The 18,614-nt window shown below is 64.9% G+C and carries 21 protein-coding genes; 17 read left to right on the forward strand and 4 right to left on the reverse strand.

What is annotated here, in order from left to right; all coding sequences use genetic code 11:
- Positions 1-4 precede the first annotated feature (4 nt).
- The 8 genes from ACOOHP_RS10625 to ACOOHP_RS10660 all read left to right on the forward strand — a co-directional run bounded on the left by ACOOHP_RS10625 (position 5) and on the right by ACOOHP_RS10660 (position 7,446).
- Entirely contained in the window at positions 5-463 is a 459-nt protein-coding gene (locus tag ACOOHP_RS10625; RefSeq protein WP_420466394.1) for a MaoC family dehydratase N-terminal domain-containing protein, read from the forward strand.
- Positions 460-879, forward strand: a complete 420-nt coding sequence (locus ACOOHP_RS10630; protein ID WP_420466395.1) for a MaoC family dehydratase — start codon at positions 460-462, stop codon at positions 877-879. Before ACOOHP_RS10625 ends, ACOOHP_RS10630 begins: the two co-directional genes overlap by 4 nt.
- Positions 880-910: 31 nt before the next feature.
- Positions 911-1,735: an SDR family NAD(P)-dependent oxidoreductase gene (locus ACOOHP_RS10635; protein WP_420466396.1), complete on the forward strand. Its 825-nt coding sequence runs from the start codon at positions 911-913 to the stop codon at positions 1,733-1,735.
- Between the two features lie 8 nt (positions 1,736-1,743).
- Positions 1,744-2,895 (forward strand): acyl-CoA dehydrogenase family protein, encoded by a 1,152-nt coding sequence (locus tag ACOOHP_RS10640; protein WP_420466397.1) that lies wholly within the window; start codon positions 1,744-1,746, stop codon positions 2,893-2,895.
- Positions 2,896-2,958: 63 nt separating this feature from the next.
- The gene (locus ACOOHP_RS10645) at positions 2,959-3,852 is read left to right on the forward strand and encodes an alpha/beta fold hydrolase (protein ID WP_420466398.1); all 894 of its coding nucleotides are present in this window, start codon (positions 2,959-2,961) and stop codon (positions 3,850-3,852) included.
- Between the two features lie 96 nt (positions 3,853-3,948).
- On the forward strand, positions 3,949-5,106 hold the full coding sequence (locus ACOOHP_RS10650; RefSeq protein ID WP_420466399.1) for an acyl-CoA dehydrogenase family protein: 1,158 nt from the start codon (positions 3,949-3,951) through the stop codon (positions 5,104-5,106).
- 21 nt (positions 5,107-5,127) lie between these two features.
- Positions 5,128-6,270 (forward strand): acyl-CoA dehydrogenase family protein, encoded by a 1,143-nt coding sequence (locus tag ACOOHP_RS10655; RefSeq protein WP_420466400.1) that lies wholly within the window; start codon positions 5,128-5,130, stop codon positions 6,268-6,270.
- Positions 6,271-6,291: 21 nt separating this feature from the next.
- The gene (locus ACOOHP_RS10660) at positions 6,292-7,446 is read left to right on the forward strand and encodes an acyl-CoA dehydrogenase family protein (protein WP_420466401.1); all 1,155 of its coding nucleotides are present in this window, start codon (positions 6,292-6,294) and stop codon (positions 7,444-7,446) included.
- Between the two features lie 54 nt (positions 7,447-7,500).
- On the opposite strand, the gene ACOOHP_RS10665 is transcribed toward ACOOHP_RS10660, so the two are convergent.
- From ACOOHP_RS10665 to ACOOHP_RS10675, 3 genes are all read right to left on the reverse strand, one after another.
- Entirely contained in the window at positions 7,501-8,436 is a 936-nt protein-coding gene (locus ACOOHP_RS10665; RefSeq protein ID WP_420466402.1) for an electron transfer flavoprotein subunit alpha/FixB family protein, read from the reverse strand.
- Positions 8,437-8,465: 29 nt separating this feature from the next.
- Complete coding sequence (locus ACOOHP_RS10670; RefSeq protein ID WP_420466403.1) at positions 8,466-9,212, reverse strand: electron transfer flavoprotein subunit beta/FixA family protein; 747 nt, start codon at positions 9,210-9,212, stop codon at positions 8,466-8,468.
- 106 nt (positions 9,213-9,318) lie between these two features.
- Positions 9,319-9,966 carry a TetR/AcrR family transcriptional regulator gene (locus ACOOHP_RS10675; protein WP_420466404.1) on the reverse strand — a complete coding sequence of 216 codons (648 nt, stop codon included), beginning with the start codon at positions 9,964-9,966 and terminating at the stop codon, positions 9,319-9,321.
- Between the two features lie 248 nt (positions 9,967-10,214).
- On the opposite strand from ACOOHP_RS10675, the gene ACOOHP_RS10680 reads away from it, so the two are divergent.
- The 5 genes from ACOOHP_RS10680 to ACOOHP_RS10700 all read left to right on the forward strand — a co-directional run bounded on the left by ACOOHP_RS10680 (position 10,215) and on the right by ACOOHP_RS10700 (position 14,230).
- Entirely contained in the window at positions 10,215-11,009 is a 795-nt protein-coding gene (locus ACOOHP_RS10680; RefSeq protein ID WP_420466405.1) for an SDR family NAD(P)-dependent oxidoreductase, read from the forward strand.
- A gap of 7 nt (positions 11,010-11,016) precedes the next feature.
- Positions 11,017-11,556, forward strand: coding sequence for a MaoC family dehydratase (locus ACOOHP_RS10685; protein ID WP_420466406.1), 540 nt, complete (start codon positions 11,017-11,019; stop codon positions 11,554-11,556).
- Positions 11,553-12,023 carry a MaoC/PaaZ C-terminal domain-containing protein gene (locus ACOOHP_RS10690; RefSeq protein WP_420466407.1) on the forward strand — a complete coding sequence of 157 codons (471 nt, stop codon included), beginning with the start codon at positions 11,553-11,555 and terminating at the stop codon, positions 12,021-12,023. The genes ACOOHP_RS10685 and ACOOHP_RS10690 overlap by 4 nt, the downstream gene beginning before the upstream one ends.
- Before the next feature lie 21 nt (positions 12,024-12,044).
- Positions 12,045-13,223 (forward strand): acyl-CoA dehydrogenase family protein, encoded by a 1,179-nt coding sequence (locus ACOOHP_RS10695; protein ID WP_420466408.1) that lies wholly within the window; start codon positions 12,045-12,047, stop codon positions 13,221-13,223.
- A 74-nt stretch (positions 13,224-13,297) separates the two neighbouring features.
- Positions 13,298-14,230: a 3-oxoacyl-ACP synthase III family protein gene (locus ACOOHP_RS10700; protein ID WP_420466409.1), complete on the forward strand. Its 933-nt coding sequence runs from the start codon at positions 13,298-13,300 to the stop codon at positions 14,228-14,230.
- A 56-nt stretch (positions 14,231-14,286) separates the two neighbouring features.
- On the opposite strand, the gene ACOOHP_RS10705 is transcribed toward ACOOHP_RS10700, so the two are convergent.
- Positions 14,287-15,159, reverse strand: coding sequence for a poly(3-hydroxybutyrate) depolymerase (locus ACOOHP_RS10705; protein ID WP_420466410.1), 873 nt, complete (start codon positions 15,157-15,159; stop codon positions 14,287-14,289).
- A gap of 67 nt (positions 15,160-15,226) precedes the next feature.
- Here ACOOHP_RS10705 and ACOOHP_RS10710 point away from each other — a divergent pair, with 67 nt between their 5' ends.
- Genes ACOOHP_RS10710 through ACOOHP_RS10725 form a run of 4 tightly spaced genes read left to right on the forward strand, consistent with a single transcriptional unit; the run spans position 15,227 to position 18,587 of the window.
- Complete coding sequence (locus ACOOHP_RS10710) at positions 15,227-16,012, forward strand: enoyl-CoA hydratase/isomerase family protein (RefSeq protein ID WP_420466411.1); 786 nt, start codon at positions 15,227-15,229, stop codon at positions 16,010-16,012.
- Positions 16,013-16,024: 12 nt separating this feature from the next.
- Entirely contained in the window at positions 16,025-16,903 is an 879-nt protein-coding gene (locus ACOOHP_RS10715; protein ID WP_420466412.1) for an SDR family oxidoreductase, read from the forward strand.
- Entirely contained in the window at positions 16,903-17,388 is a 486-nt protein-coding gene (locus ACOOHP_RS10720; protein WP_420466413.1) for a MaoC family dehydratase, read from the forward strand. The genes ACOOHP_RS10715 and ACOOHP_RS10720 overlap by 1 nt, the downstream gene beginning before the upstream one ends.
- Entirely contained in the window at positions 17,385-18,587 is a 1,203-nt protein-coding gene (locus ACOOHP_RS10725) for a CaiB/BaiF CoA transferase family protein (protein WP_420466414.1), read from the forward strand. The genes ACOOHP_RS10720 and ACOOHP_RS10725 overlap by 4 nt, the downstream gene beginning before the upstream one ends.
- The last annotated feature ends 27 nt before the right edge of the window (positions 18,588-18,614 follow it).

Here is an 18,614-nt window from a genome sequence, read left to right on the forward strand (position 1 = left end):
TTTCATGATCGATACCAAGCACATCGGCCGTCAGTTGCCGAGCACCACCTTCGAAGTGGAGAAGGGGCGCCTGCGCTTCTTCGCCAAGGCCACCGGGGAAACCCGACCCGAATACATCGACGAGGCCGCAGCCAAGGCGGCTGGCTACCGCAGTCTGCCGGTGCCGCCAACCTTTCTCATGGGCGCGGATCTGGATGCCGGCATCATGTTCACACTTCTCGACGAACTGGGCGTGCCCATCGGCAACATCCTGCACGGCGAACAGAGTTTCACCTACCACGCGCAGGTCTGTGCCGGCGACGTGCTGAAAGTGGACTCGCGCATCGCCGACATCTACCAAAAGAAAGGCGGCGCACTCGAGTTCATCGTGAAGGACTCGGTCATCACGGATCAGAACGGCGTCAAGGTGATGGAAGCCCGCAGCATCATCGTGGCCCGCAACCCCAAGGAGAAGGCGGCATGAGCGTCCCCACATTCGAGCAGGTCAAGGTCGGCGACGAACTGCCGGCGTTGAAGCTGCCGCGCATCACGCGCACCACACTGGCCCTGTTTGCCGGCGCCTCGGGCGACCACAACCCGGTCCACATCGATCTGGACTTTGCCAAGGCCGCCGGCATGCCGGACGTGTTCGCGCACGGCATGTTGTCGATGGCCTACCTCGGCCGCTTCCTTACCAACTGGGCACCGCAGACGCAGCTTAGGCACTACGCGGTGCGCTTCTCGGCCATCACGCCGATCGGCGCCAAGCTCACCTGCGGCGGCAAGGTGGTGGAGAAACTCGAACGCAATGGCGAACAGGTCGTGAAGCTCGAGATTGGCGTCGTGGACGACAAGGGTGAGCTGAAGCTCTCCGGCGATGCGCTGGTCGCACTGAAGTAACCCATCCCAATTCAGACAGGAATCAGAAAGCATGAAACTCGAAGGCAAGGTTGCGCTGGTCACCGGATCGGGCCGTGGTATCGGCCGTGAAATCGCGCTCAAGCTCGCCTCGGAAGGCGCCAACCTGGTCGTCAACGATCTCGATGCAGGCCCGGCCGAAGAAACCGTCGCTGCAATCCGCGCGATGGGACGCAAGGCCATCGCGTGCGCCGGCAGCGTGACCGAAAAGGGCTTCGCCGAACGCTTCGTCAACACCGCCATCGAGCAACTGGGCGGACTCGACATCATCGTCAACAACGCCGGCTACACCTGGGACAACGTCATCCACAAGATGACCGACGAGCAGTGGCACGCCATCATGGACGTGCACGTCACCGCTCCGTTCCAGATTCTGCGGGCCGCGTCCGAGTACCTGCGCGTGCAGACCAAGAAGGAAGCCATGGAAGGGCGCGAGGTGTTCCGCAAGGTCGTCAACATCTCTTCGATCGCCGGCACCGGCGGCAACGCAGGCCAGGCCAATTATTCTGCCGGCAAGGCGGCGATCATCGGCCTGACCAAGGCGATGTCCAAGGAATGGGGGCGGTACAAGGTCAACGTCAACTGTGTGGCCTTCGGCCTCATCAAGACGCGCCTGACAGAGGCTGCGGCCGGCAGCGATGCGAGCATTGACGTTGAAGGTCGCAAGATCAAGGTCGGCGTCAATCCCGACCTGCTCAAGACGATGGAAGCCACGGTGCCGCTTGGCCGCGCCGGCACGCCGACCGAGGCGGCAGGCTCCGTGTACCTGTTCTGCATCCCGGAGTCCAACTACGTCAGCGGACAGGTGCTGGTCTGCGGCGGCGGCTTCTCGATGTGAGCAAGACGATGAAGAGACCCGAATCGGCGTGGATGAACGAGGAGCTGTCGCTGTTCCGTGACAACGTGCGCAAGTTCATCGCTGCGGAAATCACCCCCAACGAGGAGCGATGGGCCGAGCAGCAGCACGTTGACCGCTCGCTTTGGCTCAAGGCGGGTGCGGCGGGGCTGCTGTGCACGGATGTCGCCGAGGAATTCGGCGGCGCGGGCGGCACCTTCGCGCACGAAGCCGTGATCATGGAAGAACAGGCCTACGCTGGTAATACCGCCTGGGCCAAGGGCGTGCACGAGATCGTCACCCACTACATCGTGGGCTGCGCCACGCCGGAGCAAAAGAAGCGCTGGCTGCCGAAGCTGGTGTCGGGCGAGATGGTCGGGGCCATCGCCATGACCGAACCCGGCACCGGTTCGGACCTGCAGGCCGTGCGCACGCGCGCGGAGCGCGATGGCGGCGATTACATCATCAACGGCTCCAAGACCTTCATCTCCAACGGTCATCACACCGGCCTTCTGATCATCGTCTGCAAGACCGATCCCACGTCCGCGGCCAAGGGCATCTCCCTGATCGTGGCCGAGCATCCCACCAGCCTGCCCGGCTTCAAGCGCGGCCGGCTGTTGCACAAGATCGGGCAGAAGGGTCAGGACACGGCCGAGCTGTTCTTCGAGAATCTGCGCGTGCCGGCAGAGAATCTGCTGGGCGGTCGCGAGGGTCAGGGCTTCTACCAGCTCATGAACCAGTTGCCGCGCGAGCGCCTGATCATCGGCGTCGGAGCCATTGCCGCCGCCGAGGCCGCGATGCACCACACCCTGGCCTATGTGCGCGAGCGCAAGGCCTTCGGCAAGACGCTGCTGGAATTCCAGAACACGCGCTTCAAGCTGGCCGAGCGGCAGACCGAGCTCACCATTGGCCGCGTCTTCATCGACCACTGCATCCAGAAACTGATGGAAGGCAAGCTCGATGCGGCGACCGCCTCGATGGCCAAGTGGTGGGGCACGCAGAAGCAGTGCGAGATCGTTGACGAGTGCCTGCAATTCTTTGGCGGCTTCGGCTACATGACCGAGTACCCGATTGCCCGCATGTACCAGGATGCGCGCGTGCAGAGAATCTACGGCGGCACCAACGAGATCATGAAGGAACTGATCGCGCGTTCGCTGGATTGAGCCAGTCGCCCGCCGTAGCGCCCCCGCGGATGGGGCTCCCACCTACTTTTTTGATCCCTTCCCTTGCCACACGATTCCACGACACCCCTGCAGATTCGCGAGGTCCAGCTTCAGGGCCACGACGGCCAGAGCCTCGCTGCCGAGGAGGCAGGCGATCCCTGCGCTGTGCCCGTCATCCTGCTGCACGGCGGCGGGCAGACCCGTCACGCCTGGGCGGGGACGGCGCTGCGCCTCGCCGAGGCGGGCTACTACGCGCTGGCCTACGACGCCCGCGGCCACGGCGACAGCGCCTGGTCCGAGCAGGGCGATTACAGTCCCGACGCGCTGATCGGCGATCTTCACCAAGTGGTTGCCGGCCTTGCGAGGCCGCCCATTCTGGTGGGGGCCTCGATGGGCGGCCTGACCTCGATGGTGGCTCTCGGCGAGGCCGAGAGGGGTTTTGCGAGCGCGCTGGTGCTGGTGGACATCGCGGCGCGGCTCGAAGCCAGCGGGGTCGCGCGCGTGCTCAACTTCATGAGTGCGCATACCGGCGGTTTCGCCAGTCTGGACGAGGTGGTCGATGCCGTGGCCGCCTACAACCCGCATCGCCCCCGGCCGAGCGGTACCGACGGTCTGCGCAAGAACCTGCGCTATCGGGACGGCCGCTGGTACTGGCACTGGGACCCGCGCTTTCTCAATCACGCCTCCCGCACCCAGGCGGGTGAGGCGCTTGTGCAGCAGGAGCGCCGCGAGACCGCCGCGAGACGCATCCACGTCCCGACCCTCCTGGTTCGCGGCGGCAGCAGCGACGTGGTCAGCCCCGAAGGCGCACGCGCGCTGCAGGAACTGATTCCTCACGCCGAGCTGGCCGACGTGGCGGAGGCGGGACATATGGTTGCGGGAGATCGCAACGATTTGTTCAGCGAAGCAGTGATCGAATTCCTCCGTCGTCACGTCCCACCGCGACCGGGCGACTGAATACGCAGCGCTGGCGTCCCATTGTCGGACCCAGCCGAGCCGCGGCGGCCGTGCTCGCTGCGCAGACTTTCTTTTTCTCACCTTGAGGAGCATTACGTGGATCTTGATTTTTCACCGGAGGACCAGGCCTTTCGCGCCGAAGTCCGCGCCTGGATGCAGGCGAACGTTCCGCCCAAGGCCGGCCCCGAAATCGGCCTACCCAATCATCTGGAAACGCAGGCGGCCTGGGAGCGCAAGCTCGGCAAGAAGGGCTGGCTGGCTTACAACTGGCCCACCGAGTACGGCGGACCGGGCTGGACGGCGACACAGCGCTACATCTTCGACACCGAGCGCGCCGCAGCCGGCGCCCCGGTGGGAAGCCCCTTCGGTCTGGCCATGCTCGGCCCGGTGCTGATGAGCTTCGGCTCGCCGGCACAGAAGGCGCGCTATCTGCCTCTCATCGCCGCTGGCGAACAGTTCTGGTGCCAGGGCTATTCCGAGCCGGGTTCGGGCTCCGACCTCGCAAGCCTCAAGACGCTGGCGGTTCGCGACGGCGACCACTACGTGGTGAACGGCCAGAAGATCTGGACCACCCAGGCACACTGGGCGAGCTACATGTTCTGCCTATGCCGGACCAACCCTGAGGTGCCCAAGCAGCAAGGCATTTCCTTCCTGCTGATCGACATGAAAACGCCGGGCCTCGAAATCCGTCCGATCATGACCATCGATGGCCATCACCATCTCAACGAGATCTTCCTGACCAATGTCCGCGTCCCGACGGACAATCTGGTCGGCAAGGAGGGCGAAGGCTGGACGATCGCCAAGTTCCTGCTCACCCACGAGCGCACCGCCATCGCCGGCGTGGCCGACAGTCTTCACCAGATGAAGGAGTTACGCCGCGCCGTCGCGAGCGACCCCTCGCTGGCCGATGACCCGCTGGTGCGGCGTCGTCTGGCGGCGCTGGAAGTGGACCTCATGGCCCTCGAGTACACCAACCTGCGCACCCTGGACCGAATAGCGAGGGGGCAGGCACCGGGTCCGGAATCTTCCGGTCTCAAGGTCAAGGGCGCCGAGATGCAGCAGGCCATTTCCGAGGCACAGGTCGAACTCGGCGGCCTCAGCGCACTGCCCTGGATGAGCGACCACGCGGCTGGCCACGAGGTGTTCCGCGGCGCCACGCAGCGTTACAACTTCCTGCGCGCCAGCAGCATCTACGGCGGCACCAACGAAATCCAGAAAAACGTCCTCGCCAAGCTGCTGCTGGGCGTGGGCTGAATACTCGAAAAACATAATCCAATGGACTTTTCCTACTCGTCCGAGCAGAAACTGCTGCAGGACAGCGCCAACAAATTCGCCCTCAAGGGCTATGGCTTCGAACGCTACAAGCAGACGCTGACACTCCCCGGTCAGCTCGATGCTGCGGCCTGGGCACAGATGGCCGAGTTCGGCTGGCTTGCCCTTCCGCTGCCGGAATCCGTGGGCGGACTCGGCGGCAGCGGCACCGACATCTCGCTGGTGGCCGAAGCGCTCGGTGCCGGCATGGTGCTGGAGCCCTTCGTCTCCGGACTGGTGTTGCCGGGCAAGCTGCTGGCGCTGGCCGGCAGCGAGGCACAGCAGAAGCGCCTGCTGGAACCGCTCGCCGAAGGCCAGTTGCAGCTTTCCGTGGCCTGGGCCGAGCCGGGTGATCGCCAGAACGCCGCTCACTGCGCAACCCAGGCGAAAGCGGACGGCCAGGGCTACTTCATCAGCGGCCGGAAGCTGTGCGCGCTCAATGCGCCGAACGCACAGCGGCTGATCGTCAGTGCCCGCAGCGCCGAATCTGCCGGCGAGTCCGCCGGCATCAGCCTGTTCGAGATCGATCCAGCCGCCCGCGGCGTCACCCTGACGCCCTACGCGGTGATGGGTGGGGGCACGGCGGCGGATGTGGTGCTCGATCAGGTCCGGGTATCGGCCGACGCGCTCATCGGCCCGGCTGGCAAGAGCTTCGAGGCGCTGGACGCCGCGCTGGATCACGCTACCGCCGCATCCTGCGCGCAGGCCCTCGGCGCGATGCACGCCCTGCTGGAACGTACCGCGAATTACCTGAAGGTGCGCAAGCAGTTCGGCGTCGTCATTGGCAGCTTCCAGGCCTTGCAGCATCGCCTGGTGGACATGTTCATCGAGATCGAGCAGAGCCGCTCGATGGTCCTGATGGCCAGCGTGCGCGTGGACAGCACGGATGCAGACGAACGTCGTCGTGCCGTGTCCGCCGCGAAAGCCTATCTCGGCCAGGCCAGCAAGCTCGTCGCGCAGCAGGCGGTGCAGTTGCACGGCGGCATCGGCGTCACCGAAGAGCTCGACGTGGGTCATTTCTTCCGCCAACTCACTGCCTTTGGCACGCTGTACGGTGATCGCGAACGGCATCTTGATCGCGTCGCCGGCCTGCGACGCGCAGCCTGATCCAATTACTCCGAGCGCACCATGACCCACACCGGCGCACCCCACCCGTTCCTCACCGAAGATCATGAGACCTACCGCAGCCAGCTGCGGCGCTTCGTGCAGAAGGAGTGCGATCCCCATATCGAGGCCTGGGAGCAGGCCGGCGAGCTGCCGCGCTCCTTGCAGCTCAAGGCGGCTGAAGCCGGTGTTCTCGGCATCGGCTTTCCCGAGGAATACGGCGGCACTGGCGACGATGACCCGTTCTACCAGACGATCATGGCCGAGGAACTGGCGCGCTCGGGGTCCGGTGGTCTGATTGCGAGCCTCGTCAGCCATCGCATCGGCAGCCCGCCGATTGCGGCCAACGGCACCCAGGATCAGAAGGAGCGCTTTCTGCGCCCGGTGATGGAGGGCACGAAGATCGCAGCGCTCGCCATCACCGAGCCCGGCGGCGGTTCGGACGTGGCCAGCCTGCGCACCACCGCGCTACTCGACGGCGATCACTACATCGTCAACGGCTCCAAGACCTTCATCACCTCGGGCATGCGCGCCGACTTCATCACCGTCGCCGTGCGCACCGGTGGCAGCGGAATGGGCGGCGTGTCGCTCCTCGTGGTCGAAGCCGGCACACCGGGCTTCACGCGCAGCCCGCTGCAGAAAATGGGCTGGTGGTGCTCGGATACCGCCACGCTGTATTTCCAGGACTGCCGGGTGCCGGTCGCCAATCGCATCGGCGAGGAAAATCGCGGCTTCAAGGCGATCATGGAGAACTTCAACAACGAGCGCCTGATGCTCTGCGCGCAAGCCTGGGGCTTCGGCCAGGTCTGCTACGAGGAAGCCTTGGCCTACGCCCGGGATCGGCAGACCTTCGGTCAGCCGCTGATCGCACGGCAGGTGATCCGCCACAAGCTCACCGACATGAAGATGAAGCTGGACGCGATCAAGGCCCAGCTTGACCTGTTGTGCTGGCAGATCCGCCAGGGACACATGCCGGTCGCAGAAATCTGCCTGCTGAAGAACCTTTCCACCGGCGCGCTGGAATGGATTGCCGGCGAATCGGTACAGATTTTTGGCGGCGCAGGCTACCTTCGCGGTGCCAAGGTCGAGCGCATCTTCCGCGAAACCAAGGTGCTGTCCATCGGCGGTGGCGCGACCGAAATCATGAAGGATCTCGCCTCGCGCCAGCTCGGATACTGATCGCTGCAGTTTCATCAAGACCCTGCGCCTCGCAAGCGGCGCAGGGTTTTTTCGTTACAGCTTGCCGGTTATTTCCGGCACGATCTGGAACAGGTCACCGACGATGCCGAAGTCGGCGATCTCGAAGATTGGCGCTTCGGCGTCCTTGTTGATGGCCACGATGGTGCGCGCATCCTTGATGCCGGCCAGGTGCTGGATCGCACCGGAAATGCCGATGGCGATGTACAGCTCCGGTGCAATGATCTTGCCGGTCTGGCCCACCTGCATGTCGTTGGGGCAGTAGCCGGAGTCCACCGCAGCGCGCGAGGCACCGACACCGGCGTTCAGCTTGTCAGCCAGTTCATAGATGATCTTGAAGGCATCGCTGCTGCCCAGCGCACGGCCGCCGGAGACCACGCGGTTCGCAGACTGGAGTTCGGGACGCTCCGACTTCTGCGCGGCCAGCGACACGAAGCGCGTGTGCGTGGGCAGCGTGGCGTTCACGCTCGCGGCTTCGACCGGCGCGCTGTTGCCGCTCGCGGCGGCCTGGAACGAGGCTAGACGCACGGTGCCGAGCACCAGCGGCGATGCCGGCGCTTCGACGGTGCAGATCGCGTTGCCGGCGTAGGTCGGGCGATCAAAGGAGGTCGCGTTGTGCACGTGCATGATGTCGCTGACCTGCTGCACGTCGAGCTTGGCGGCCACGCGCGGAGCCAGGTCCTTGCCGAACGTAGTGCCGGGGAACAGCACGTGGCTGTAGCCCTTGGCGAGTTCGACGACCTGCGGCGCAAGTGTGGCGGCCAGCGCGTGGTTGTTCGCCGCATTGTTGACGGTCAGCACCATGGTGACGCCAGCGATCTGCGCAGCCTGCGCAGCAACGGCGGCGCCGTCTACGGCGAAGACGGCGACGTGCACTTCACCGCCGATCTGGGCAGCGGCGGCAACGGTCTTGGAGACGGCGGCGGACAGCTTGCCGTCGGCGTGTTCTGCAATGACGAGAATCTTGCTCATGAGTTCGTATTCCTGATTCTGGCGGTCGCTTAGACGAGGCCCTTGGCCTTGAGCGCGGCGACGAGTTCATCGACGGTCTTGACCACGATGCCCTTGGAGCGCTTTGGCGGTGCCGAGGTCTTCGTGGTCTTGAGACCGGCACCGGGCGTCACGCCCAGGCTGGCAAAGCTCTTCACGTCGATGGGCTTCTTCTTCGCCTTCATGATGTCCGGCAGCTTAAGGTAGCGCGGCTCGTTCAAGCGCAAGTCGGCGGTGATGATCGCGGGAAGATCGACTTCCAGTGTTTCCAGGCCGGCATCGACTTCACGCGTCACGACGGCCTTGTTGCCGTCCAGCTCGACCTTCGAGGCGAACGTCGCCTGCGGCAGATCGAGCAAGGACGCAATCATCTGGCCGGTCTGGTTGGCGTCATCGTCGATCGCCTGCTTGCCGGCGATGAACAGTTGCGCGCCCTCGGCCTTGAACGCTGCGGCCAGCGCCTTGGCGGCGGTCAGCGGCTGGATCTCGCCTTCTTCCTTGATGTGGATCGCGCGATCCGCACCGAACGCGAGCGCCGAGCGCAGCGTCTCTTCGCTCTTCGCACCGCCCACGGTAATGGCGATGATCTCGGTGAGCTTGCCCTTTTCCTTCAGACGCACCGCTTCTTCCATCGCGATCTCGTCGAAGGGGTTCATCGAGTGCTTCACGCCCTCGGTGACCACGCCCGAACCGTCCGGCTTGACCTGGATGCGGACGTTGTAATCCACCGCACGCTTGACACTAACCAATACCTTCATCGTTATCTCTCTAGCGTTTGTTAGAACAAAGTATCTCGCTTGTGAAAATCTAAATCACGCACCGTTCAAATCACTGGCCTTCCAGAGGGCCTACCCAGCGCAGCCCTCAACCTCGCCCACTCACGAACACGCCGTCAGAAATCAGCGATGCAATCTGCCTGGAGACTTTCTCGACCGAGCCCTGCTTGGGGTCGTACCACTCCACCGTCCAGTTCACCGCGCCCAATATCACCAGGCGGACGATGTGCAGATCGACGCCCGTGCGAAGCCCTCCACGCTCTGCGGCTTCTGTAAGCAAGCTGTCCCAAAACGCACTGTAGTCCTTGCGGCGCAGCTGGTTTGATCGTTTCAGGTGTGCCGGTAGTTGTCCGAAGGTCCGGATGCTGGCCGACGTGAAATCACCATGTTGGAGCAACCCGATCAGATGTCCCTCAATTCCTGCGGCAATCTTTTGCCTCGGCGTTGCATTCTTGGGCAAGGCATCTAGGCGATTCCCGACCGACTTCCGCACTTCGTCTATTCCGGTGTCGAGGATCTCGGCCAGGATCTCGTCCTTGGAACGAAAGTGGTAATACACGCTTCCGGCCTGGATGCCCGCGGAATCCGCGATCTGGCGCAGGGTCGTCGCCACGTAGCCCTGGTCGCGAAACAGCTTCGCCGCCGCTTTCAGGATATATCCGCGAGTGAGTTCGGCAGGCGCTTCCGTGCCCTTCTTCGTCAGTCGAGCTTTTCGCTTCGCTATCGCCATCACCATGTCCGCAGTCCCCTTTCCCGCCTCAATTCTGCCACGTCAAATGGAACCGCCGACCCTTTGGCTAACATTTGCCCACGGCTGCCCGGCCCGGACCACGCTTGGATATCGGTCGGTGAAGGGCATGTCCAATTCCACACTTCTCTAACTACCATTCGGTAGAATGATGCGCTAATGTTCGCTGCGTCAAGCATCCTGCCGATGCCCCAGCTTGACGATGCTCGCGATCAATCAACAACCCGGAGAATTCAGTGGATCTCGGACTCAAGGACAAATCCGTCGTCATCACCGGCGGCGGCTCCAACATTGGCCGGGCCCTCGTGCTCGGTTTCGCGGCCGAAGGTGCGCGTATCACCATCGGCGACATCGACGAGACCCAGGCCAGCAAGGTGGCGGACCTGGCGCGGGCGGCCGGTGCGGCCGACGTGCAGGTGGTGCGCACGGACGTGACCCAACTCGACCAGGCCCATGCGCTGATGGACGCCGCCATGACCCGTTACGGCGCCATCAACGCGCTGGTGAACAACGTGGGCTGGGACCAGTTGATGTTTTTCATGCAGACCACACCCGAGTTCTGGGAAAAGATCATCCGCATCAACTTCCACGGCGTACTCAACTGCACGCGCGCTGCGCTGGAAAAAATGATTCCTGCGCAGGGCGGCGGCAGCATCGTCTCGATCAGCTCCGACGCCAGCCGCCAGGGCGAGCCGAAGGAAGCGGTATACGGCGGCATGAAGGCGGCCGTCAACAGCTTCATGAAAACCATCGCCAAGGAGAACGGTCGCTACGGTATCCGCTGCAACTGCGTCTGCCCGGGCGTGACCATTCCGGAAACCGAGGATGAAGTCGGCAAGGGCAGCATGTGGGCCAAGCCGCTGTTCACCCCCGATCAGCTTGAGAAAGTCGCTGCGTCCTTGCCGCTGAAGAAAGTCGGACGTCCGCGCGACATCGCCAATTCTGTTGTCTTCCTGTCCTCGTCCGTCGCCGCCGGCCACATCACCGGGCAGGTGCTCTCGGTGTCTGGCGGCTACAGCATGATCGGCTGAAGCGGCAGTGGAGTCGACGACACGGCGCAGCGATGTCGGCACGGTGCTGGGCAGCTACGAGCAGGCGCGCGAGTGGATCGGCCGCCGCAGCGAGCTGCGCCTGACCGACGTTGCGGTCGATGAATCCCGCTGCAAGCTGTTCGCCGCCCTGTCCGAAGACGGCAACCCGGCGTACTGGGACCGGCAATGGGCCACCGCGCAGTTCGGCGCGCCGCTGGCGCCGAGCGGCATGACCATGAGCCTGATCATGTCGCTGCCGTGGAAGCCTGGCGGCGCGCCGACTTCCCCACCCTCGCTGGCGGTGGATGTGCCCCTGCCGGGACAGACGTTCATCAACGTGGACACCGACTGCGAATTCCTGCGTCCGATCCTTTGGGGCGATCACTTCAGCGTGTACGAAGAGATCGTGGACATCAGCCCGGAAAAAAACACGCGCCTGGGCCGCGGCCACTTCGTCACGACGTGCATGAACCTGCTCGACACCCAGGGCCGGCTGGTCGCGCGTCTCACCAACGTGCTGTACCGCTATGAGACGGCCGCGTCATGAGTACGACGGCGATCTACCCGCAGCGGCTCTGGTCCGAGATCAAGGTCGGCGACGTCCTGCCGCCGATCGAGCTCCTGGTGGAGTACTCGCGCATCATCCTGAACGCCGCGTCCACCTGGGATTATTTTCCGGGTCATCACAACCCCGAGTACGCGCGCGCGCAGGGCCAGCCGAATATCTACGTCAGCACCATTTTCTTCCACGGCTTCGTCGACCGCCTGATCACCGACTGGGGCGGCCCTTCGAGCTTCATCTGCCGTCGACGGCTGCGCATGGTCGCCAGCGTGCACCCCGGCGACACCATGCGCGCGGAAGGTCACGTTCTGCGTCACTACCGCGACGATAGCGGCCACGGCCTGGTGGATCTCGACATTCACATCGACACCGCGCGCGGCCTCTGCGTGCCCGCCTCGGCCACCGTCCGGCTTCCCCTGGAGCACGGCGAACGTCTGTTTTCGCCGGAATAAACCTTCACCTGGATCTTCACCATGAACGATATGCATGCCCCCACCGTAGAACCCCTGAGCGTCCGCATTCGCCAGGTACAGGAAGCCACGCGCGGCATCTCCGAGCAATACCCGCGTTCGTACATTCGCGAATGCATCGATAAAGACGTTTTCCCCGAGGCCATGTGGAAGGCGATGGGCGAGTACGGCCTGCTGGGTCTTTCCGTGCCAGAGAAATTTGGCGGTACCGGCGGCGGCGTGGTCGAAATCGTCGCGCTCGCCGAGGCACTCGCTCTGGGTGGCGTGCCGACGCTGTTCCTGGTCGTGACCGGCCTCGGTCGCGTGCCTATCGTGCGGCACGGAACGCCGGAGCAGATCGCGAAGTTCGTGACGCCGACCTGCGACGGCTCTGTGAAGCTCTGCTTCGCGATCACCGAACCCAACGCCGGCACCAACAGTTTCAACATGAGCAGCTTCGCCGCCCGCGACGGCGACGAGTGGGTGCTCAACGGCCAGAAGGTGTTCATCTCCGGTGCCCGAGACGCCGACATCATGCTGGTGATCGCGCGCACGCAGAAGGCCACCGAGGTCAAGCACCGAACCGAGGGCATGTCGCTGTTCGTTCTCGACATGAAGACGCCCGGCATCACGCTGCAAACGCTCAACATCCAGGTCGAAACCGCCGAGCGCCAGTACATGGTGTTCTTCGACAACGTGCGCATGCCGGCCGACGCGCTGATCGGCGAGGCCGGCAAGGGCGCCAAGCTGATGTTCGAAGGTCTGAACTCCGAGCGGCTGCTCGCCGCTGCAGCAGCACTCGGCATCGGCGAATACGCGCTCAAGAAGGCGGTGGCCTACTCGCTGGACCGCAAGCCCTTTGGCAAGCCCATTGGATCCTACCAGGCCCTGCAGCACCGCATGGCGCTGGCCAAGGCGGAACTGGAAGCCGCGCGCCTGATGACCTACAGCGCGGCCGAACGCTTCGATGCCGGCGAAGACGCCGGCGCGCACGCCAACATGGCCAAGCTGCTCGCTTCGCGAGCAGCGGTGTCGGCAGTGGAAGCGGCCATCCAGACCCACGGTGGCTATGCCTTCGACCGCGACTACGACATCGTGACCCTGTGGCCGATGGTGCGTCTGATGGAGATTGCGCCCATCAACAACGAGATGCTGCTCAACTACATCGGCGAGCACGTGCTGGGCCTGCCGAAAAGCTACTAGGGCCAGGCGATGGAAAGCGCGAGCAATCGGCGCCGCTCAGAGCGCCGCGCGCGTCGCGTTCTCGGCCGCGACGCATGATCGGCATTACAGCGATCACCTACGAATTACCGCCGCAGCGCATACTCAACACGCCGCGCGCGGTGGCGCTCGGCATCCAAGCGGAAACGCTGGACCGACGCATCGGGGTCAGGAGCATCTCGCGCAAGGCTAAGCATCAGGACACATCCGATCTCGCGGTCGCCGCGGCGCTCAAGCTGTTTGAGAGAAACTTGGTCACACCAGAGGTCGTGGATTGCCTGGTGGTGGTAACTCAGAACCCGGACGGTCACGGGCTGCCACAGACCTCGGCCATCGTGCACGCCAAACTCGGGCTCCGGCGAAGCTGCGCCTCGTTCGACATTGGTCTTGGATGCTCCGGGTATGTCTACGGTCTGTCCGCGATCCGCAGCTTCATGGAGGCCAACGGCCTGCTGCATGGCCTCCTGATCACTGCCGATCCCTACTCAAAGGTGATCGACCCGGATGACAAGCGCACCGCACTGCTGTTCGGCGACGGAGCAGCCGCCACGCTGCTGAGCGACCGACCTCAGTGGCGGATCGGTCGTTTCGACTTTGGCACCGATGGCAGCGGCGCGGGTTCGCTGGCGGTACAAGGGAGTGATAACCGCCTCCACATGGATGGGCGCGCGGTGTTGCAGTTCTCCATGAGCTTCGTGCCGGACAGCCTACGTCGCGCGATGGCGCTCAATGGCCTGACGCCGGACCAAATCGACCGCGTGGTGCTGCATCAAGGCAGCCGTGTCGTGGTGGAGAACATCGGCAACTCGCTGGGAATGCGGGATCGCACCGGCTTCCATATCCAGGACTACGGCAACACCGTGAGTTCCTCCATTCCCATCGTGCTGGCCGACCACGTTCAGGCAACTGATCGCCATGTGGCGATCTCGGGCTTCGGGGTCGGCCTGTCATGGGCATCCACCGTGCTGAGTCGCGCGGAATGCGCCTAGCGTCTGTCATGAGTCACGCGCCTGGGGCTGGCGCGCGCATGGTCTTCGCATCGCGTTCAGCCGGGCCGCAGTGCTTGTGTTCCGTCGGACTGTCTACCCAGAAAATCCAGCACCTGATGCGGCTCGCCGGCCCAACGCCAGTGACTGCGCGGCGCTTCGCAGTAGACCGTTTCCGCCGCGCAGCCGGTGTAGCGGCGGCAACCTGCGGCGTCCGGCTCGCGCTCACCGCTACAGGTATTGCAGGACGACCACCAGCGCGCCGCATCGCGCCCGAAGCCGGGAAAGTGGGCGTCCTTGGCGCCGTGCAGAATCATCACCGGCAGCGGCGGCGGGCAGTCCAGGCCGATGAAGTCGGTAGCCTGCCAGCCGGCTCCGCTCACGGCGATGGCATCCACCGTGCCCCGATGCGCTTCCAGCGCCGCGAGCGCCAGCGACACGGTGCCGCCATCCGAATGGCCGGTCGCATAGATGCGGCCGGGCGCAATGCACCACTGCGCTGCGACTTCCGCTGGAACCGAGGCCATGCGCTTGACCGCTTCGGGGGTCAGCGGTGGCCCACTGGCGACGAAGGCCAGCACATAGCCCGCCGTCGTGGCCTCGTGCGTAAGGCCGGCAAAACGCTCGGACAGGCCGGCGCTGAACCCGGCCGGTGCGTACACCAGCAGCAGCGGATGCGCGTGCTGCGGCCGGTAGTTGAGCGGCGTGACCACGACATACGGAACGCCGTCGCGCGAGCGCAGCCGGTGGCGTCCCGCCGATCCGGGTGGCGTGCCGGAGGCGCACACCGCGTTCGCAGCGGCGTCGTAGATCGTATCGGCAGGTTCTATCGCCCGCCCCCAGTGCAGCAGGCTCGCAAGCGCGGCGCCGGCTACCGTCATCAGCAGCCCCGCCACGATCCAGTACGTGCGCAGTGCGCGGGATGCAGACACCGTTTTTCTCTTCATGTTCGCGTGCCCGCAACGCGGGCTGGATGAGTCACTCAAGGAGATTTCAAGCATGGCCGAGCAGGACGAACTTCTCTACACCCTCAACGACGGCATCGCGCTCGTGACCCTCAACCGGCCGGAGCGGCGCAACGCACTCACGCCCAAGCTCACCCACCTGCTGGCCGATACCTGGAAGCGCATCGACGCCGACCCGGAAGTGCGCGTGGCCGTGATTACCGGCACCTACTGCGGCACCTTCTGCGCCGGCATGGATCTGCAGGAAGCTGCGCGACTCAAGAAGGAAACCGGCAAGGACATCCTGGAATTCTTCGCGGACCTGCGCAATGACGGTCTGCGCGTGGTGAGCAAGCCGCTGATCGCCGCGATCAACGGCCACTTCCCTGCCGGCGGCATGATGCTGTCGCTGAACTGCGACATCCGCGTGGGGCTGGCCGGCACGCGCGGCGGCATCACCGAGGTCAAGGTCGGTCGCGGCTCGCCCTGGGCCGTACCCCTGCTGTGGATGATGCCGCAGGCGCTGCTGATGGAAACCGTGCTCACCGGCGACATGATTCCCGCCGAGCGCCTGCACCAGGTCGGCTTCATCAACTACCTCGAACAGACGCCCGAAGCGGTGCTGGCGCGCGCGATGGAACTGGCGCGCAAGATCGCCGACGCGGCGCCGCTGTCGGTGATGGCCGGCAAGAAGGTGCTCAAGGACGCCACCACGCTCGGCTGCGTGCCGGGCCTGAAGGCGGCCTGGGATCACTACGTGCCGGTGTACGCGAGCGAAGACGCCATCGAGGGCCCCAAGGCCTTTGCCGAAAAGCGCAAGCCGCAGTGGAAAGGGCGCTGAAGGAGACCCCACATGACCACGAACGCTGACACACAGGACCCGCCCAAGTTTGGTTTCACCGACGCCGATCTTGCGGCGCTGCCCACCGTCTACGCGCCGGGCCTGTTCGCGGGGCAGCGCGTGCTGGTCTCCGGTGCGGGCAGCGGCATCGGCAAGGCCATCGCCTTCCTGTACGCGCGCCTCGGTGCCACGCTGGTGATCTGCGGGCGCAAGCCGGACGCACTGGAGGCCACCGCCGAATGGCTGCGCAGGCTCGGCAGCCCCGAGGTGCTGGCACTGCCCCTGAATATCCGCGACCCGGAGGCCGTGAGCCAGGCGATGGACGCGGTGTGGGCGCGCCTCGGCGGACTCGATGTGCTGGTCAACAATGCCGGTGGACAGTTCCCGCAGGCGGCGCTGGATTTCAGCGTCAAGGGCTGGAACGCGGTGATCGACACCAACCTCAACGGCACCTGGCACATGATCCAGAACGCCGCGAAGCGCTGGGTGCGCGACGGCGTTCCCGGCAGCGTGGTGAACATCGTCGTGGTCACCGAGCGCGGCCAGCCCGGCATCTCGCACTCGGTGGCGGCGCGTGGCGGCGTGATCGCGCTGAGCCGTTCGCTGGCGCTGGAATGGGCACCCCATCGCATCCGCATCAACTGCGTGGCGCCGGGCACCATCGAGAGCAATGGCTTCAACAACTACCGGCCGGAAAACGCCGAAAACTTCTGCAACTCGAACCCGATGAAGCACAACGGCGACGTGCAGGACATCGCTGAGGCCGTGGTCTATCTCACCGCTGCCAGCGGCAAGTTCCTGACTGGCGAAACCCTGCGCGTCGATGGCGGCGGCACGCTCTGGGGCGAGGCCTGGACCAATGGCCGCCCCGACTACTTCAAGGTGACCTGATGAACACAAGCAGCGAACACGACAGCCCGGTGATCTCTTTCAAGAGCCATCGCCGCACCATCACCGAAACCGACATCGTCAACTTCGTGAACCTGCTCGGCCTGCACGAGCCCTTCTTCATCGACATGGAGTACATCAGCACGAACCTTGCCGAAGGGCACCGCAGCCGCTTCGCACCGGGACCGATGGTCATCTCGCTGGGCATGGGCCTGGTCGCGACCATCATCAAGGACGTGATCGACCGCGCGCTGGTCGGCGCCAATGCCGGCGAGTTCGGTGGCATGACCGGCGTCAACGCGCGCCTGGGCGCGGCGCTGTTTCCCAACGACACCATTCACGTCGAAGGCGAGGCCCGCTGCAAGCCCAAGACCAGTCGCGGCTACACGCTGCTGGAGATTCGCCACCGCGTGATCAACCAGCGCGGCGAACAGGTCGCGGATTTCACCGAGACCGTGTGCTTCCTGCCGCCCAAGCCGTCCGCATGAGCGCCCTTGCGGGCGTCACCGTCCTCGACCTGTCGCGGCTCATGGCCGGGCCCTACGCCGCGATGGCGCTCGCGCATTACGGCGCGCGGGTGATCAAGGTCGAGTCCCTCGCCGGCGAGGAAGGCCGCGGCTTCGGCCCGCCGTTCTGCGGCGAGGTGGCCTCGCTGTTCATGATGAGCAACCGCGGCAAGGAATCGCTGTGCCTGGACTTCCGCAAGCCCGCCGGCCGCGAGGTGCTGGAGAAACTGGTGGCGCGCGCCGACGTGCTGATCCACAGCTTCAGGCCCGACTTCGCCGAGCGTCAGCGCCTACGCTTCGAGGACCTAGCGCCGATCAACCCGCGCCTGGTGCATTACTCGGTCTCGGCCTACGGCAGCGACAGTGCCTACCGGCTCAAGCCGGCCGTGGACAGCGTGATCCAGGGCGTGGCGGGCGGCTTCTACGGCGCGGGCGAGGAGCAGGACCCGCCGATCCGCAACAGCCTGCCGATCGTGGACGTGGCCTCCGGCATGTGTGGCGTCAATGGCATCCTCGCCGCGCTGATGGAGCGCGAGAAAAGCGGCCGCGGCCAGGCTGTGGAACTCACGCTCATGTCGACGATGCTCAACTTCCTCGGCAGCAAGATCGCCGAAGCCAGCATCGACGGCCATTGCGAACGCGAGATCAATCCCGCCATTGTCGCCCCCAGCCGGCACTTCCAGGGTTCGGATGGGCGCTGGTTCGCGTTCACCGTCATCAACGACGTCGCGTTCGCCCGGTTCTGCCAGGTGGTCGGGCATTCGGAATGGCAAGCCGAGGCACGTTTCCGCGACAACGCCGCGCGCATTCGCCACCGCCCCGAACTGCTGGCGACGCTCGCCGACATTTTCCTGAGCCGCACCGCGCAGGACTGGATCGACGCACTGGACAGCGCCGACATCCCCGCAGGCCCGGTCAACACCGTGCCGGACATGCTGGCCGACCCGGTGCTGCGCGCGCTGCTCATCGAACAGGCCGACGTGCCGGGACTGCCGCAACCGCAATTTCCGGTACGCAGCCAGCGCGGCACGGCTGACGTCGCCGCGCTGCGACGCGCACCCGGTCTTGGCGAACACAGTGGGGCCGTGCTCAGCGAGCTCGGCTACGACGCGGCGCAGATCGAGCAGATGACCCGCGACGCCATCACCCGCCTCGGCGGGCCACCTCGGCTTCAGGACTGAAGCACTCCTCTCAACAGCGGACAAGAT

The organism is Panacagrimonas sp., assembly GCF_965216805.1.
In the GTDB taxonomy this organism is placed as follows: Bacteria; Pseudomonadota; Gammaproteobacteria; order Nevskiales; family Nevskiaceae; genus Panacagrimonas.